The organism is Lacrimispora xylanolytica, assembly GCF_026723765.1.
Classification (GTDB): Bacteria; Bacillota; Clostridia; order Lachnospirales; family Lachnospiraceae; genus Lacrimispora; species Lacrimispora xylanolytica.
Genome location: NZ_CP113524.1, coordinates 2,426,723 through 2,443,755, shown reverse-complemented (window position 1 = coordinate 2,443,755; position 17,033 = coordinate 2,426,723). Strand labels below are relative to the sequence as shown.

The 17,033-nt window shown below is 43.8% G+C and carries 17 protein-coding genes and 1 other annotated feature; of the genes, 11 read left to right on the top strand and 6 right to left on the bottom strand.

Translation table 11 applies throughout. From position 1 onward, the window contains the following. Positions 1-2: 2 nt before the first annotated feature. The 3 genes from rpmF (at position 3) to OW255_RS11540 (ending at position 3,495) form a co-directional block, all read left to right on the top strand. Complete coding sequence (rpmF, locus tag OW255_RS11550) at positions 3-185, top strand: 50S ribosomal protein L32 (RefSeq protein WP_024835773.1); 183 nt, start codon at positions 3-5, stop codon at positions 183-185. Between the two features lie 243 nt (positions 186-428). Beyond that, a complete protein-coding gene (locus OW255_RS11545) occupies positions 429-1,940 on the top strand; it encodes a sialate O-acetylesterase (RefSeq protein WP_268114176.1) in 1,512 nt (503 codons plus the stop codon). A gap of 28 nt (positions 1,941-1,968) precedes the next feature. Continuing rightward, positions 1,969-3,495, top strand: a complete 1,527-nt coding sequence (locus OW255_RS11540) for a glycoside hydrolase family 43 protein (protein ID WP_268114175.1) — start codon at positions 1,969-1,971, stop codon at positions 3,493-3,495. On the opposite strand, the gene OW255_RS11535 is transcribed toward OW255_RS11540, so the two are convergent. Next, the gene (locus OW255_RS11535; RefSeq protein ID WP_024835776.1) at positions 3,492-4,352 is read right to left on the bottom strand and encodes an AraC family transcriptional regulator; all 861 of its coding nucleotides are present in this window, start codon (positions 4,350-4,352) and stop codon (positions 3,492-3,494) included. The genes OW255_RS11540 and OW255_RS11535 overlap by 4 nt on opposite strands. Before the next feature lie 317 nt (positions 4,353-4,669). Between OW255_RS11535 and OW255_RS11530 the strand changes: the two genes are divergently transcribed. The 5 genes from OW255_RS11530 (at position 4,670) to OW255_RS11510 (ending at position 9,375) form a co-directional block, all read left to right on the top strand. Further along, positions 4,670-6,028 carry an ABC transporter substrate-binding protein gene (locus OW255_RS11530; RefSeq protein ID WP_268114174.1) on the top strand — a complete coding sequence of 453 codons (1,359 nt, stop codon included), beginning with the start codon at positions 4,670-4,672 and terminating at the stop codon, positions 6,026-6,028. A gap of 75 nt (positions 6,029-6,103) precedes the next feature. Next, positions 6,104-6,991, top strand: a complete 888-nt coding sequence (locus tag OW255_RS11525; protein WP_024835778.1) for a carbohydrate ABC transporter permease — start codon at positions 6,104-6,106, stop codon at positions 6,989-6,991. A 13-nt stretch (positions 6,992-7,004) separates the two neighbouring features. Next, entirely contained in the window at positions 7,005-7,859 is an 855-nt protein-coding gene (locus OW255_RS11520; RefSeq protein WP_024835779.1) for a carbohydrate ABC transporter permease, read from the top strand. Between the two features lie 67 nt (positions 7,860-7,926). Continuing rightward, positions 7,927-7,991: a sequence feature (sodium ion sensor (DUF1646 type); this cis-regulatory element may regulate processes involved in with the transportation of sodium ions), on the top strand. Positions 7,992-8,062: 71 nt separating this feature from the next. Continuing rightward, positions 8,063-8,218 carry a hypothetical protein gene (locus OW255_RS11515; RefSeq protein WP_155857717.1) on the top strand — a complete coding sequence of 52 codons (156 nt, stop codon included), beginning with the start codon at positions 8,063-8,065 and terminating at the stop codon, positions 8,216-8,218. A gap of 20 nt (positions 8,219-8,238) precedes the next feature. Then, a complete protein-coding gene (locus OW255_RS11510) occupies positions 8,239-9,375 on the top strand; it encodes a sodium ion-translocating decarboxylase subunit beta (RefSeq protein WP_268114173.1) in 1,137 nt (378 codons plus the stop codon). Positions 9,376-9,498: 123 nt separating this feature from the next. On the opposite strand, the gene sufU is transcribed toward OW255_RS11510, so the two are convergent. Genes sufU through sufC form a run of 5 tightly spaced genes read right to left on the bottom strand, consistent with a single transcriptional unit; the run spans position 9,499 to position 14,423 of the window. After that, positions 9,499-9,960 carry a Fe-S cluster assembly sulfur transfer protein SufU gene (sufU, locus tag OW255_RS11505; RefSeq protein ID WP_268114172.1) on the bottom strand — a complete coding sequence of 154 codons (462 nt, stop codon included), beginning with the start codon at positions 9,958-9,960 and terminating at the stop codon, positions 9,499-9,501. Then, positions 9,950-11,170 carry a cysteine desulfurase gene (locus tag OW255_RS11500; RefSeq protein ID WP_024835782.1) on the bottom strand — a complete coding sequence of 407 codons (1,221 nt, stop codon included), beginning with the start codon at positions 11,168-11,170 and terminating at the stop codon, positions 9,950-9,952. The genes sufU and OW255_RS11500 overlap by 11 nt, the downstream gene beginning before the upstream one ends. Then, positions 11,151-12,239, bottom strand: coding sequence for a SufB/SufD family protein (locus tag OW255_RS11495; RefSeq protein WP_268114171.1), 1,089 nt, complete (start codon positions 12,237-12,239; stop codon positions 11,151-11,153). Before OW255_RS11495 ends, OW255_RS11500 begins: the two co-directional genes overlap by 20 nt. Before the next feature lie 14 nt (positions 12,240-12,253). Then, positions 12,254-13,672, bottom strand: a complete 1,419-nt coding sequence (gene sufB, locus OW255_RS11490) for a Fe-S cluster assembly protein SufB (protein WP_024835784.1) — start codon at positions 13,670-13,672, stop codon at positions 12,254-12,256. A gap of 4 nt (positions 13,673-13,676) precedes the next feature. Further along, complete coding sequence (gene sufC, locus OW255_RS11485) at positions 13,677-14,423, bottom strand: Fe-S cluster assembly ATPase SufC (RefSeq protein ID WP_024835785.1); 747 nt, start codon at positions 14,421-14,423, stop codon at positions 13,677-13,679. A 229-nt stretch (positions 14,424-14,652) separates the two neighbouring features. Here sufC and OW255_RS11480 point away from each other — a divergent pair, with 229 nt between their 5' ends. From OW255_RS11480 to OW255_RS11470, 3 genes are read left to right on the top strand one after another with little or no spacing between them, the layout of a single operon-like run. Beyond that, entirely contained in the window at positions 14,653-14,961 is a 309-nt protein-coding gene (locus OW255_RS11480) for a PTS fructose transporter subunit IIB (protein ID WP_024835786.1), read from the top strand. 35 nt (positions 14,962-14,996) lie between these two features. After that, a complete protein-coding gene (locus OW255_RS11475; RefSeq protein ID WP_024835787.1) occupies positions 14,997-16,103 on the top strand; it encodes a PTS fructose transporter subunit IIC in 1,107 nt (368 codons plus the stop codon). 32 nt (positions 16,104-16,135) lie between these two features. Then, the gene (locus tag OW255_RS11470) at positions 16,136-17,020 is read left to right on the top strand and encodes a class II fructose-bisphosphate aldolase (protein WP_268114170.1); all 885 of its coding nucleotides are present in this window, start codon (positions 16,136-16,138) and stop codon (positions 17,018-17,020) included. Positions 17,021-17,033 lie beyond the last annotated feature (13 nt).

Below are 17,033 nucleotides of genomic sequence, written 5' to 3'. Positions count from 1 at the left end.
CCATGTCTATCTGTCCAAAGAACAAATCTTCTAAAGCTAGAAGAGACAAACGTAGAGCAAACTGGAAGATGAGCGCTCCAAACTTAGTGAAGTGCAGCAAATGCGGTGAGCTGATGATGCCTCACAGAGTTTGCAAGGCTTGCGGTTCTTACAACAAGAAAGAAATCATCAACGTTGAAGCTTAATTCAAGTTTTGTGTAACCAGAAACTGCTTCATGTAGTTTCTGGACAAACATGGTGAAAAGAAGGCTGTTACCCGATAGCGGGTGACGGCTTTTTTATTTTATAAGAAAGTTCTGCAAACGAGTCAGACTCTTTCTTGTTTGCCTATAATTATAAAAAATGAGCAAGTTTTATGTTTTGATAAAAAAATATCTATGCTACAATATAGAAAAATAGTTTCATATTTTATACTTAGGGGGAAGTGTATGGCACGAATTGAATTACCTGAAATCTTTCAAGATGGAATGATGCTTCAACGGGATAAGACCATTAAAGTATGGGGGACAGTAACAGGGGCAAAACGGCTTCGCATAAGCCTTTGCAATGATATGGAGGAGGCAGAGATCCATGGAGTTACCTTTTACTGCGAGCTTTCAAAACAGAATGCTGGTGTGGGACTTACTCTGTCCATTTTTGTGGATGAGGAGGAAGCTCCGGAAGTCACCATTTCCAATATAAGCATAGGAGATATCTATATTGCGGCAGGCCAGTCCAACATGGAGTATTTTCTAAGATACGACGCTCACTGGAATGATATAAAGAAGTGGGAAAGAAATGATGATATACATATGTTCAACTGTAAGAGAATTGCATTTGAAGGCCAGAAGAGGGAGCTGCCAGATTCCGGGAGCTGGTTTTTAGAGCATGATTTTCAGTGGGAGACCTTTTCTGCACCGGGATATTCCTTTGCCAGATCTTTGCAGCCGGTCATTGGCGTTCCAGTGGGTGTTATTGGCTGTAACTGGGGCGGGACACCTGCCTGTGCCTGGATGGACTGGTCCTGTTTTGATGAAGAACCGTTACATGTTTTTAAAGAAGAGTATCAACAGGCCTTATCTTCTATGCCAGAAGAAGAGATTAAGAATAAGAGCATGGAGGGCTGGGCATTTGAAGACTCTTATGAGCATCAGATTGACTGGAGAGCCATGATGTATGGCATGAATGAAGAGGATCAGAAAGAATGGATGGAAAGAAATGCAGGTGATCCCGCAGTTCTTCTTGGACCATACCATCATTATCGCCCATCAGGCCTTTATGAGACCATGCTCAAAAAGCTTGCACCTTTTCCAGTAAAAGGAGTTCTCTGGTATCAGGGAGAATCCGATGCAGGTCATGCAGACATATACGATAAGACCTTTGAAACAATGATCCGCTGCTGGAGAAAGCTTTGGAAGGATGAGTTGCCATTTCTTTTTGTTCAGCTGGCTCCATTTGGCTGGTGGCTTGGAAATGATGGCAACGGCTACCCAGCTATCAGGGAACGGCAGGAACTGGTCTCCAAGCTTGTTCCAGGTGCTTATATGATTTCTATCATGGACCTTGGCATGTACGAGGATATCCATCCTAAGGAGAAGATTGAAGTTGGGGAAAGGCTTGCCCTTCTGGCACGTGGAAAAATATATGGGGAAGACATTCTTTGTGAATCTCCGGAGTTTATAAAGGCTGAGAGAATAGAGAATAAGCTCATTCTTCATTTCTCAGATACAGGTAAGAGTCTCACCCTCAAAGGAGAAGAAATTAAAAGCCTGAAGATTTGGCAAGGGAAACAGATAAAAGAAATAGAAACTTTTAGTCTTGATACAAGCGTTACACTTACCTTTGAATCCTTATCAGAGGATCCCATAGAGATTCAGTTTGCAAAAGAGGGATATTGCGAGGTGAACCTGTTTAATGAGGCTTTACTTCCTGTAAAACCGTTTTCTGTGGTGTGCTTATAGGAATGGTATTCAAAGAGAGGTGATTAAGATGATAACGATTACAAATCCCATTCAAAAGGGGTTTTACCCGGACCCTTCCATATGCCGGGTGGGGGAAGAGTTTTATATGGTTCATTCCACCTTTGCATATGCACCTGGAATACCGGTTTTTAAAAGCGATAATTTAAGTGATTGGGAACAGATCGGCCATGTGCTGGAACGGGAGGAGCAGCTTTGCTTAAATGGAGCCAAAGTCTCCCAGGGGATTTATGCGCCTACCATACGGTATTTTAATGGATTGTTTTATGTGATTACTACCAATGTGTCTGGCGGGGGGAATTTCTATGTCACAGCAGAGACAGCAAATGGGCCGTGGTCGGATCCTATATACTTGGAAAATGCCCCTGGTATTGACCCCAGTTTGTTTTTTGATGATGAAACCTGCTATTATGTAGGCCAGAGAGCAAAAGAGAACGCGGCTTATTATGGAGACTGTGAGATATGGATTCAAGAGCTTGATTTAAGGGAAGGAAAGCTCCTGGGCAAACCAGTAAGTGTTTTTGATGGAAGTATGAAACACACTATCTGGGCGGAAGGGCCTCATGTATATCGCAAGGATGATTTTTATTATCTGATGCTGGCAGAGGGAGGAACAGCCTTCCATCACAGCGTAGCAGTTGCCAGAAGCCGGTCTGTCTTTGGTCCTTATGAATCATGTCCTCATAATCCGATTCTCACTCACCGTCATCTGGGCCATGGTTACCCCATACAAAATATTGGTCATGGGGATTTGGTGGAGAGCCCAAGCGGGGATTGGTTTATGGTCATGTTGGGAACGAGGCCGAAGAATGGATGTGCGGAGCTTGGCAGGGAAACATTTTTAGCAAAAGTAGAATGGGAAGAAGATTGGCCCGTTGTAAACCCAATGGTGGGAACGGTCATGGAGCAGCAAAAGATGAAGTTCTTACCTGGTTGTGACAGAGCAAAGCCGGCTGCAAGGGGGGATATCCTATGGACATCTCCTCTTGATATGAGGTGTCTTGGTTTAAGGGGAAATCCAGACATGCTGCCCCTTAAGATAGAACAGGGAAAGCTTTATCTTCCTTTTAAGACTGTAACTATTGAGGATCTGTCGGTTCCCTCCTTTATCTGTACAAGACTTCTGTCCCGCAGCTTTGAAGCCTGGGTGGAGATAGATGCGGATTTGATGGAAGGAGAAGAGGCCGGGCTCATTTATTTCTATGATGAGAATCATTATGTAAAAGCAGTCATAAAGAACCGGGCTGGAAGCTTAGAAGCAGTTATGATAAAACGAACGGGAGATGAAGTGTCGGAGTGGGGGAACCCTGTTATATCCGGCAGTCTGCATACCATATACCTAAAGGGGGAAGACCAGCGGCTCCTCGGGGAAGCAGACCAGACGGTCCTTGTCGATTCCCTGGAGTTAAAAGAGCTTTGCTCGGAGATGGCAGGAGGTTTTACCGGGTGCACCATTGGAGTCTATGCAGCATCGGAGCGGGGAGAATCGGAGCGTATGGCATCATTTGGCACTCTTTATCTTGACTTTATGGATTAGCTGTCGTTGTACATACGGCGAAATTCCGTAGGAGTACAGGATTTTACGATTTTAAACATACGGATAAAAGCGGATGGACTTGAAAAGCCGGAACGAAGAGCAACCTCAGTAATGGAAAGCTGGGGATTGATTAGCAGCGTTTCGGCAGTGGCTATCCGCTTTTTATTTACGTATTTGTAAAAGGATATGTTTGCAAATTGCTTAAATAAGCGTGCAAAATGGTATTTACTGAATCCAACCAGTGAGGCCACCTCCTCCAGTGACAAATCCTCTGTACAATGGCAGCTGATATAATTGCAAATAAAAATAAATTTTTCTGTGTATTTCTTCTGTTTGATATTATCTGAATCCAGAAGGCTTACCTGCTCTGTGTGATTTCGTCCGATAAGGGCGAACATGTCTAAGAGGGCAGAGTAGATCTTTGTCTCTGTTAATGGGATGTCTTTTTTGTATTCTTCTGTAATCTCCAGCATGTAGTTATAAAGTTTGTCGTGAATGGTAGGGAATGCCTGTGGAGTGATGATTAAGGTCGGACTTAGGAGTGTAAGAATGGATTCTAGTTCTTTGATTGCGTTAAACATGGGAAGCTCTGCCTGGAAGATAATTCTTCGTCCTGTCTTAGGTGCTTTCAGGGAATGGATGACGCCAGGACATATTAAGATGATCTCCCCAGGCCTTATTTCGAAGGTATGAGTGTCACAGACAACAGAATAGTTGTTCTTAATTGGCATAATGATCTCCAGGGGAGTATGCCAGTGGGCGGGGTAGTTTTCTGCCTCAGTGTTGTCATAGAGGCGAACATTTGTGTATTCCTTGTAATTAACCGTTTCGTGAATTCCTCTCAGATTTTCTATCATTTTCCGGCTCCTTATAAATCAGCAATAAATAATTGCTTGTTGTAATGAAATTATTATAGGATGCATATGTGAAAATTACAATAATAAAAGGAAAATTGTAACAGCAAATAATCGTTATATTGTGAAAAAGCATAAAAAAACCCATTCGTAAGCCTTCATACTGTATATAATATGAAAAAATAAAAAGTGCGAATAATGGATGATAGCAATAATTGATAATCTGGAGGCAATAATTTTAAAGAAATCACTGATGAATTCTGTTAAAGTTAAAACATCAAGTAAATATGAAAAAAATGTGAGTCATGGAGGAGAAAGGTATGATCAAAAGATTCATTTCAGGTTTCTTAGCTGCAGGATTGGTTATCGGATCACTTTCTGGTTGTGGGGTTTCAACCGATACAGGGGCTACCCAGGCGGCAGGCGGTTCCACAGAAAGCGGAGCAGAGGCAGTGAAAGCTACCGGTACAGAAGAACAGATCACTTGGATGTTCTGGGATAATCTGGATGCAACAGAAGATCTTATCAGTAAGGGGTACAAGCAGGTCATTGACCGCTTCAACGAGCAGTATAAGGGGAAATACTACTGTAATGTTGTTACAACCAATCTGGATGATTACTATACCAAGCTGAATGCTTTGGTTGCAGCAGGGAATACACCTGATGTATTTATCTGTGATCCAGGACCAAACCTTAACCAGTATGTGGATGTAGGAGTAGCAGCAGATTTAACAGATATTCTGAAAAACAAAGAATCTGAATGGTATAAGACATTTAACGATGGTATTTTCGAGCGTATTACATATGACGGAAAGATTATGGCGGTTCCTACAAACTTTGCCGCAGCCTGTGTATTTTATAATACAGAGATCTTTGAAAAGGCAGGAGTTGAGGTACCAAAGGACTATACTGATTTAATCGAAGCTTGTAAGAAGATTAAAGAAGCAGGCTACACACCAATTTCCTGTTCCGCAGGTACTTCCTGGTGTTTATCCATGATTGCTGGATATCTTTGTGATAGAGAAGGCGGTCCGGATAATCTGATTGCTGTCAATGAAGGTAAGCTTGATTGGACAAATAAAAGCTTTATCGATGCAGGAACGAAGTTAAAAGAGCTGTCCCAGTATTTCCAGGACTCTGCTGCTGGAGATTCCAATGATCAGGCAACTGCTAACTTCTACAATGGAGAAGCAGCAATGCTGGTACAGGGATCCTGGGCTATTGCTCAGATCAACGGCAACAATCCTGAGTTTGAAAAAAAATGTGGTATCTTCCAGTTCCCAGCTATTGAAGGCGGAGCAAATCCTAACCGTATGATTGTTAAGACGGATAACCTGGTTATGAGTTCATCTACAAAGCATCAGGAAGCTTCCCTTGCTTTGTTGAAGATGTTTACAGATGATACTGCACAGAGATACACGGCTGAAGTAGCAGGTAAGATTCCTGTAACTGCTGTAAAGATCGATTTTGATAAAGCACCAAAGCAGTTTGCTTATATCAGTGATATAATGAAGAATGTTACTGGAACCTTAGGCTTTTACAATGAATCTTTAGCTAGCGTTGAAGCAGGAGATTTCTTTGATAATGCAATGGTAGATATCTATCTTGGTAATGCAACTCCAGAAGAAGCATTCCAAAAGGTTCAGGATTTTTATAATAAAAATGTTTGGAAGAAATAAATCATAGGATATTAGAAGGTATACGGTGCAGAAATACATTCGTATACCTTCGCTTTGAAAGGAAAGGGATATTACATGAACAAGTTATTGGAAGATAAAAAAGCAGCAGTTATATTTCTTGCACCGGCATTCCTTTTGTTTACACTGATTTTATTTGTTCCAATCATTCAGGTGATCTATTATTCTCTTTGTAATTATACGGGGCTTACGAAACCAGATTTCGTGGGACTAAAGAATTATATAGATCTGTTCACCAGTGATGAAACAATGAAAACCGCTTTGAAAAACTCGATATTCTTTATGGTTTTTTCTGGCATCACGCAACAGGTAATAGGGTTATTTCTTGCTGTCATATTAACAAATCTGAAATGGGGAAGAAACCTTTTTAAAAATATCTATTATCTTCCTTGCGTACTGTCTTCCGCAGCGCTTGGGCTTTTGTGGGCATTTTTATTTAATCCTAAGATAGGATTAAACCAACTCTTAGGTATGATTGGGGTTCAGGGACCAAACTGGCTTTTTGCTACCAAAGGACTGATTCCACTTCCTATGTGGGTCATTGGGTTTGTAGCACTCTGGCAGTATGTAGGGCAGACAATGATGCTTTATATGGCGCAGATCAGTGGAATATCAAGAGATATTTACGAAGCTTCCTATATTGACGGAGCATCGAAATCCCGAGCTTTCATGCATATTACGCTTCCTCTTATCCGGCCTATGTTAGTTACCACCCTTTCTTTAAATTGCATTGGTTCCTTGAAATTTTTTGACTTGGTTTACAACATGACACAAGGTGGCCCGAACCATACAACAGAGGTTTTGGCATCTCATTTGTATACCCAGGGATTTAAATTTTTTAAATACGGATATGCCAGTTCGATTTCCATTGTCTTACTGATCTTATGTATGGTCATGACAGTTGTAATCAGCAAGTGCATAAAAGTTGAAACTTATGAGGCTTAAGGGAGGTGGCAGAATGAAAACAAATGAATTGGTAAAGAAGAAGAAACAAATTACCATTGTCGATGTTATTATATATATAGGTCTTGTTATTCTTGCACTGATTTATATTCTTCCCTTGCTATGGATGCTCAGTGTTTCCTTTAAAACCAACCGGGAAGTACTGACGAATCCATTTTCCATACCCCAGGTATTGCAATTAGGGAATTATATATTTTCTTGGGTAAATGGTAAGCTGGGAATTGCGACCTTAAATTCCATGATTGTCTGTGCCGCGGCATTGATTATCAGCCTGCTAATTGGTTCTATGGCAGCATTTGCCATTGCAAGAATGAGATTGAAGATCATGCGTTATCTTATGCAGTATTTTTTAATTGGTATGATGGTACCGGTTCACTGCGTATTGATACCTCTGTTTGTTCGTTTCTCAAGCTGGAATCTGACCAATCATCTAATTGGTCTCATCATTCCTTACATAACCTTTTCCCTTCCAATCACTGTTTTTCTTATGGTGGGATTTTTTAAGAGTATGCCCAATGAGCTGTTTGAAGCGGCATGTATCGATGGATGTTCTATTTACGGCTGCTTTATAAGAATTGGTCTGCCTTTAGCCAGGGTTGGCATGTTTGTTGCCGGGCTCATGACCTTCGTAGGAAACTGGAATGAGCTTTTGCTGGCAATGGTATTTATATCCGATCCTTTAAAAAAGACGCTGCCAGTAACCTTGACCTATTTCGTAGGGCCTTATGCAACGAATTACGTTCAGATGTTTGCTGCCATTATTATAGCCATTGCGCCGACCATAGTCGTGTACAGTATCTTTAGCAATCAGATTGTTGATGGTCTGACCACAGGGGCAGTAAAAGGGTAGCAGACTCCGCCGTATTGACAAATCCTTTGTGGTACGATATGATATAAAAAATGAATATGATTGATCCGGTTGGACAGATATTTCTGTATTTTGTATCTGTTTTCAAGAATTGTTGCTTTTAGGGTGGAGGCTTCTTTGGAAGTCCCTGCCCTTTTTTGCGTGTTTCAAACCGGAATCGACAGAAATAAAAGGAGGTATAATGGATGAATTTTATTGAAAGTATGACTGTTTCCTTGTTTTTGCTGGCGGTTGTGTTTTTTGTATTGTTCTGTCTGTACGTTTCAATCCGATTGTTTTCTTTTGTGATGGAAAAGGTTCAAAGAGGAAGTACGTCAACGGATAAAAATATAAAAACCTGAAAATTAAGAGGAGAAAAACTATGTTTATAAATGCATTAAAAAACTTATGGTTAAGCTCAGGGTTTGCTGCACTTACCTGGCAGCAGGCGATAATGATTATGGTGGCCTGTTTTTTGATTTACCTTGCCATTGTCCGCAAATTTGAGCCCCTTTTGCTTTTGCCGATTGCCTTTGGGATGATGCTCGTTAATCTTCCCCTGACAGGCTTAATGACGGGCCCTGGTGCTGGCACAGCGCCTGGAGGACTTCTTTATTATCTGTATCAGGGAGTCAAATTGGGAATTTATCCTTCGCTGATATTTCTGGGAATTGGAGCTATGACTGATTTTGGCCCATTGATTGCCCGGCCCAGCAGTCTGTTTCTTGGCGCTGGTGCCCAGTTTGGTATCTGTGTTGCATTTGTTCTTGCAAATGCCTTGGGATTTCAGCCATCAGAAGCTGCCTCCATCGCAATCATAGGAGGAGCTGACGGACCGACAGCTATTTTCCTGTCGTCAAGACTTGCTCCGGAATTATTGCCAGCCATTGCAGTAGCGGCTTATTCCTATATGGCTCTGATTCCTCTGATACAGCCGCCCATCATGAGACTGCTGACGACGAAAAAGGAGCGGGAGACAAGGATGGAACAGCTTCGGGTGGTATCAAAGCTGGAAAAGATATGCTTTCCTGTAATCGTTACTATTTTATGTGTGCTCTTACTTCCATCTGTGGCTCCTCTCATTGGAATGCTTATGCTTGGAAATTTATTTCGGGAATCCGGAGTTGTGGAACGTTTGTCAGATACCGCGCAAAATGCCCTGATTAATATTGTGACTATATTTTTAGGTGTTACGGTGGGAGCCACTGCTAATGCGGAAACATTTTTACGTCCTCAGACTCTTATGATCGTTGGACTGGGACTCCTGGCTTTTGTTTTCAGCACAATAGGGGGATTACTCCTTGGAAAGGTGATGTTTTGGGCTACGAAAGGCAAAATTAATCCTTTGATTGGGTCTGCTGGAGTTTCTGCTGTTCCCATGGCGGCCAGAGTATCCCATATAGAGGGGCAGAAGGCCAATCCAGCCAATTTCCTGCTGATGCATGCCATAGGTCCTAATGTAGCTGGTGTCATTGGTTCTGCAGTAGCCGCTGGTATTCTCCTGTCCCTGTTTGGATAGAATTTTTTCATAAAAATAAGCCCTGATCTGGTCCTTGGACCATCAGAGCTTATTTTTTATGATATAGGAATGTTCTATGAACTCCCCTATACTTGCTATTGCTTAAGAAACATTGGAACCGTATTAGGAATGGCCGTCATTACATCCAGTGGATTCGTTTCTTCCGTCCAGGGCCTCTTCCAGGGTGTGCCATGCAAGCACAGCACATTTTACTCTTCCTGGCATATGGGATACTCCCTTTAAGGCAACGATATCGTCAAGGACTTCCAGTTGATCATCATCGGTAATCTCTCCCTTAATCATTCCATAAAAGGTGGAAAGAAGTTCTTTTGCTTCTTCTACGGTTTTTCCTGTGACTAAATCAATCATCAAAGAGGCGGAAGCCTGAGAGATGGCACAGCCGGTTCCGGTAAAACCTGCTTCTTTAATCTTTCCGTCTGAAACCTTTAGTTCCAGTGTAATATCATCGCCGCAGCTTGGATTGACTCCCTCTAAAACGGCTGTTGCATGATCTACCTTATGGCGGTTATGGGAAGCGCGGCTGTTTTCTACAATAATTTGATTATACAAAGCCTTAAGATCCATAGCCCATCCACCTCCTTACATTCTTTAAGCTGTTAATTAAGGCATCCACATCTTCTGGCGTATTATAAATTCCAAAGCTGGCACGGACACAGGAGTTAATTTTTAAATACTCCATGAGCGGCTGGGCGCAATGATGTCCGGCCCGGATTGTAATGCCGTCAGAATCCAGAAGAGAAGCGGTATCGTGAGGGTGGACATCCTCTACATTAAAGGCGATAACTCCGTGCCGCTTATCCGGGGAGAGGTCTCCATATACGGTTATATGAGGAATTTCAGCCAATCCATTTAATGCACGTATCATAAGATCCCGTTCATGATTCTGAATGTTATCCCAGCCCAGGGAATTCAAATAACCGATGGCAGCAGCCAGACCGACTTCGCCTCCTACATTTCTAGTGCCTGCCTCAAAACGGCGGGGCACCTCAGCATAGGTGGAGCTTTGCTCATGAACGTTACCAATCATGTCACCTCCCGTTAAAAATGGGGGCATCTTATCAAGAATCTCTTTCTTTCCGTACAGAACTCCGATTCCCATGGGAGCATAAAGCTTGTGGCCGGAGAATGCTGCAAAATCCACATCCAGGGCTTTTACATCCACCGGCATATGAGGGACACTCTGGGCACAATCCAAAACAACGACTGCACCAGCTTTACGGGCCCGGCGGACAATGGAGGCAACGGGGATTTCTATGCCAAGAACATTGGATACCTGGGCAACTGCAATCAGCCTGGTTTTGGAAGTGATTTTTTGATCCAGTTCTTCCTCTGTCAAATGGCCGAAGGCATCGGGATAGAGATAAACCAGCTTAGCCCCAGTTACTTTGGAGACTCTTTGCCATGGAACCAGATTGCTGTGATGCTCCGCTACGGAGAGGACAATTTCGTCCCCTTCCTTTAAAAATTCCATGCCGTAGCTGTATGCAACAAGATTCAGGCTTTCTGTGGTATTCTGAGTAAATATAATTTCATCAGTCGAAGCATTTAAAAAGCCGCTAACAATGCTTCTGGAATCCTCATGGGCCTTTGTAGCGCGGGCACCCAGTTCATAAACGCCGCGATGAGGGTTTGCATTGTCTTGTTTGTTATATGACTCCACCGCATTTAAAACAGCCAGAGGCTTCTGAGTGGTGGCGGCATTATCCAGATACACCAGCCGTTTTCCATTCTCTAAAACGGATAGTATGGGGAAATCATCCTGGATTGTTTTCATGGCGGTCAAGCCTCCTTTCGATGCCTTCCAGTATTTCAGTGCGTAAGTCTTCCTCTGGAAGCAGATCCAGCACCGGCATGAAACGGGCTTCTACCATAAGCCGCTTTGCCTGAGTGGGGGTAAGTCCTCTGGAGCAGAGATAATAAAGCTGTTTTTCATCAAATTTTCCAAGGGTAGCAGCATGCTGGCCTTCTACCTGTTCTTCTCCGCAGAGTATGAGAGGAGTGGTACGGTTGCGGGCTGTGGGGCTGAGTAAGAGTACAGTTTCATTTTCATGTCCAACTGCACGGACAGCTCCACTGCGAAAATCAATGGTACCACGTAATATCTTCGTACTGTAATCAGCAAGCACACCTGAGGTGTACATCTCGCAGGAAGATTCCCTTCCCATATGCTCCGCAGTATCGTTAAAGTCAAGATACTGTTCCTTGTGACCGAAATAGGCGGAGTTTAAGTCATATCCGCTTTTTGCACCCTCCAGCTTCATAAGAGAGCCGGAGGCAGCCACCTGGCCCCCAAGCACGGCCCGGACTAACTCTACCTTGGCACCTTCTCCGATTCGTGCGCCAACGGCCTCCCAGCTTCGGCTAGTATCCCCTAAAAGCTGGAGCTGAATCAGCCGTACAAAGGAGCCTGCCTTGGCATGAATCTGGGTCAGGGTCATAGCTGCACCATCCATAGCGTCTCCTCTGCTTATCTGTACCACTGTAAGGCGGCTGCCTTCCTCCGCCACAATGCCCCAATGGGTCCGGCTTGCCGGGTTGGAGGAATCTAGTTGTTCTGTAATTATAAATGGTTCTTTTACGTCATCATTTACCTGTAAATAACAGGTCTTATCCGCTTGATCCATAACATATTCATCGTAATAGGCGCCCATTCCGCTTTGGATCTGGGTCACCTCAGTGGGGAGTTCTCTTAAGGTCTGCATTCCGTGGGAAACGGAGCCAGTGTATGGTTCTTTTTTCCCTTTGGGTAACGATGCTTTTGGCAGATCGGCTTTTGCCTCTGCCCAGTTGACTCCCATACGGTTCCAGGTGGGAACCGGCAGTATATTTATTCTTTCGTTCATACCAGTTCCTCCTCTCATCCTATACTTCCCACCATCTCCAGGTGGATTAAATTGTTCATTTCAACCGCATATTCCAAAGGAAGCTCCTTTGCAATGGGTTCTGCAAAGCCGCCTACGATCATGGCCCTTGCATCTTCCTCAGATAGCCCCCGGCTCATGAGATAGAAGATGGCAGATTCACTGATTCGCCCAATCTTGGCTTCGTGTCCGATATCCACTTCATCGCATTGAATATCCATGACAGGAATGGTATCGGAGCGTGATATGCTGTCTAACATAAGGGATTCACAGGATACGGCGGATTTACTTCCCTTCGCCTGTGGGGTAACGGTAATGGCACTTCGGAAGGTGGATACGCCTCCGTCTCTTGAAATGGACTTGGTCGTAATATGAGAGGTCGTATCAGGTGCGGAATGAAGTACCTTGGCTCCGGTATCTAGGTTCTGACCCTCGCCTGCAAAGGTAATTCCCGTAAATTCCATTCGGGAATTTTTCCCCTTTAAAATGCTCATGGGATATAAATAAGAGGTGTGGGAGCCAAAGGACCCGGATACCCATTCAATGGTTCCTCCTTCTTCCACAACCGCACGTTTTGTGTTTAAGTTATACATATTTTTTGACCAGTTCTCAATGGTAGAGTAGCGGAGTCTGGCATTTTTTCCTACATAGAGCTCTACGCATCCGGCATGAAGGTTTGCCACATTATACTTTGGAGCGGAGCAGCCTTCGATAAAATGAAGATAAGCTCCTTCGTCTACAATGATAAGGGTATGTTCAAACTGTCCGGCGCCAGGTGCATTCAGCCTGAAATAAGACTGCAAAGGAATCTCTACGGAAGCGCCTTTTGGAACGTATACAAAAGAACCGCCGGACCAAACGGCTCCATGAAGAGCTGCAAATTTATGATCAGAGGGCGGTACCAGCCGCATAAAGTGCTTTCGTACCATTTCTGCATAAGGACCGGTAAGTGCACTTTCCATGTCAGTATAAACCACGCCCTGGGCAGCCACCTCAGCTCTTACGCTGTGGTAGACCACTTCTGAATCATACTGAGCACCGACGCCTGCCAGAGATTTTCTCTCTGCTTCCGGGATTCCCAGCCGCTCGAAGGTGTTTTTGATGTAGTCGGGGACGTCAGACCAGTCTGTGCGCATGTCTGTCTTAGGACGGACATAAGTAACGATGTTTCCAATATCAAGTCCGTCTAAGGGTGGTCCCCAGCCAGGCATGGGAGTTTTGTGATACGTCTCCAAAGCCTTTAAGCGGAAGATGCGCATCCATTCCGGATCGTTTTTTTCCTCTGATATCTTTGAAACAATGGCAGAAGTCAGGCCGGAATCCACTTCAAAGGAAGAATCTACTTTGTCCTTGATGTCATAAATGCTTCGGTCTACTTCGCTTATATGGGTCTTTTCCTGGTTAAAGTCTTTCATCGCCTCATTCCTCCTTATCAAGTATAGTAAAACCGTCGTTTGTAATTAAGGAGATGAGTTCCTTTCCGCCGGTACGTATGATGCGTCCGCCTTCTAGGATATGGACCACATCTACGTCAAGTCCCTCCAGAATTTTTGCGTTGTGAGTAATGATAAAAAGTCCGTTTTTCTTATTTGAGAAGGTGCGGATTCCTTTTGTTACGGTACGAACGGCATCCACATCAAGGCCGGAATCTGTTTCGTCTAACAGTGCAAGCTTTGGTTTTAACATAAGCATCTGTAAGATCTCTGCCTTTTTCTTTTCGCCGCCGGAAAATCCAACGTTTAAGTAACGTTCCGCATAGGAAGAATCCATATCCAGTGCCTTCATCTGCTCCAACAGCTCCTTACGGAAGGAGAGAATCTTAGGCTGTTGCCCTTCGACGGCTCCTCTGGCTGTACGGAGAAAGTTCTCCAGAGTAATTCCTGGAATCTCTTCCGGAACCTGGAAGGAGAGAAACAGTCCTGCCCTGGCCCTTGCATCTGCCTTATCCTCAGTAATGTCTTTTCCCTCAAAAAGAATGCTTCCCCGTCTGATGGTAAATCTTGGATCTCCCATGACGGTGGAAACAAGCGTGGATTTTCCAGTTCCGTTTGGCCCCATGAGGACATGGAGTTCACCAGGATTCACCTTTAAATTTACTCCGTCTAAAATTACTTTATCTTCTACTGATACACATAAATCTACTATTTCAAGCAATGGTCTGCTCATATTTTCAACCTCCTTTTTTTGCCTGATCACAGGCAATTACAGGGTTAGCACATGCTAACTTACCTTTCATAATAATACTATACCTTTTTGGTATGAATTACAAGCCTTTTTTTGATTTTACACAATCTTTTTCATAAAAATTACCGTTTCGATATGCCTTTTTATATTTACCATAAGCGTACATGATATGGTAAACTTTAAGTAACTTAAAGAGAAGGAGGTATCAGTTATGAAGATTCTGGCCATTACAGCCTGCACCGCAGGCATCGCCCATACTTACATTGCAAAGGAGAAAATCGAGAACGCTGCAAGGGAAATGGGAGATTTCATCAAGGTTGAAACTCAGGGGTCCATTGGGGTGGAAAATGAGCTGACACCGGAAGAAATTAAGGAGGCAGATGTGATTTTAATTGCAGCTGACATAAGGGTAGGAAAGGAGCGTTTTGCCGGAAAGGCAGTGGTTGACGTACCAATCAGCATGATCATGAAGTCTCCCAAAAGTGTAATTTCTAAAATTCACGAAAAGCTGGGGAAATAGCAGGAGACTAGCGAAGTATTCGAGGAGGGATATCAATGGCAAAGCAGAAGTTTGAAATCAAAAAGCATGTTATGACGGGGATTTCTTATATGATACCTATCGTAGTGTGTGGGGGGATCTTATCTGCACTGGCAAAAGGGTTTGGGGGATATGATATCGGAAGCGCCATAGAGGCTGGAGCCACACCATTTACGAATTTAAATCCATTTACCTGGCTGGGCTTCTGGTGGGGAGTGAATAAGCTTGGTTCCATCGCAATGGACTTTGCAGTTGCAGTCATGACGGCTGGAGTAGCTTATTCCATTGCAGGGCGGCCGGGAATAGTGCCGGGTATTGTAATCGGTTATTGTTCGTCCCAATCAAAGGCCGGGTTCCTGGGGGGACTGCTTATGGCATTTATCATCGGGGGATTCGTCAACTGGATGAAGAAGTGGAAGATGCCAAAGTGGTGCGAGGGCTTAAAGCCTGTTATGTTTATCCCGGTTTTATCCACCCTTGTCTGCGGAATGATTTTCTTATGTGTATTCTCCATTCCACTTGCCTATGTGATGAATGTGTTCCAGCAGTGGATCATTTCCTTAAATGGAGGGGCAAAGGCAGTCATCGGTGGCGTGATTGGAGCTTGTATGGGCTTTGACTTAGGGGGACCTGTGAATAAGACGGCTTCCATGGCAGCAAACGCACTTGGCGCCGATGGAATCTACGGTCCTATGGCAGCGAAAATCATTGGCGGTATGACACCTCCTATCGGTATTTTCATAGCAGCACTGATTAAGAGAAAGAGTTTCTCCAAGGTAGAATTTGATACAGCCAAAACTGCATTCCCCATGGGCTTATGCTTTATTACGGAAGGTGTGCTTCCATTTGCAGCTGCAGACCCGATAAGAGTCATTCCCAGCTGTATGATAGGATCAGCGGTGGCTGGAGCCATAGCCGTAGGTATGGGCTGTGAATCGGCAGCAGGCCATGGAGGTATCTTCGTAGTTCCAATGATGAAAAACCCTATGTGGTTCCTCATTGCTTTACTCATCGGTTCTCTGGTAACTGGATTTATCTATGCAGCAATTAAAAGACCAAGTCAGGAAGGAAATGATGAGAAGGAAGAGGAGCAGGACTTTGATCTTGATATCCAGATCCAGTAAATGACCAGATATACGAGAGGAAGGGTGAGATTATGCTGGTATCAATGAAAGCAATTCTTGACGACGCAAATAAGATGAATTACGGCGTTATGGCCATGAACAGCATCAATATGGAGATGGCCAGGGCCGGTATTATGGCAGCAGAGGAAGAACATTCTCCTATCATTATTCAGTTTGGTCCCGGCCAGATGAAAAACCATGCACATGCAGAAGAGATGCTACCTGTGATTAAGGAGCTCTCTTCCAGAGTGAGAGTTCCTGTTGCCCTTAACTTAGATCACGGTACAGACTTTAATGTGATCGCAGACTGTATTAACCGTGGCTTTACCAATGTCATGTTTGATGGTTCTTCCCTACCCTATGAGGAAAATGTGAGCCGAACTGCAATCATCACGGCTCTGGCACATGGAATGGGCTGTTCGGTGGAAGGAGAACTGGGACACGTAGGCCAGGCAATCGATTCCGATGATACGGATGTAGACCTTTATACAGATCCTGGTCTGGCCCTTGATTTTGTACAGAGAACCGGAGTGGATGCCCTGGCAGTTGCCATTGGTACGGCTCACGGTGCATATCCTAAGGGAAAAATACCAAAACTTGATTTTGAGAGACTTAAAAAGTTAAAGGAAACACTTCGGATGCCTCTGGTTCTTCATGGCGGATCAGGCTCTGGAGAAGAAAATTTAAAGAAAGCGGTAGCATGCGGGATTAATAAAATCAATGTGTGCACCGATGCATTTGAGGCTGGGAAACGCTCTATGTTAGAAGCATTGGAGGAGAAGCCAGATTTAGATTACATGCACTTATGCATGGCAGCCGAGGCTGGAATGAAAGCTTTTGTAAAGGATTATATGAAAGTGATTGGTTCCAGCGGGCGTTACATTTATGGGGAGACTAGACATATTGGATATGAATGATTGAGGTGGTCAT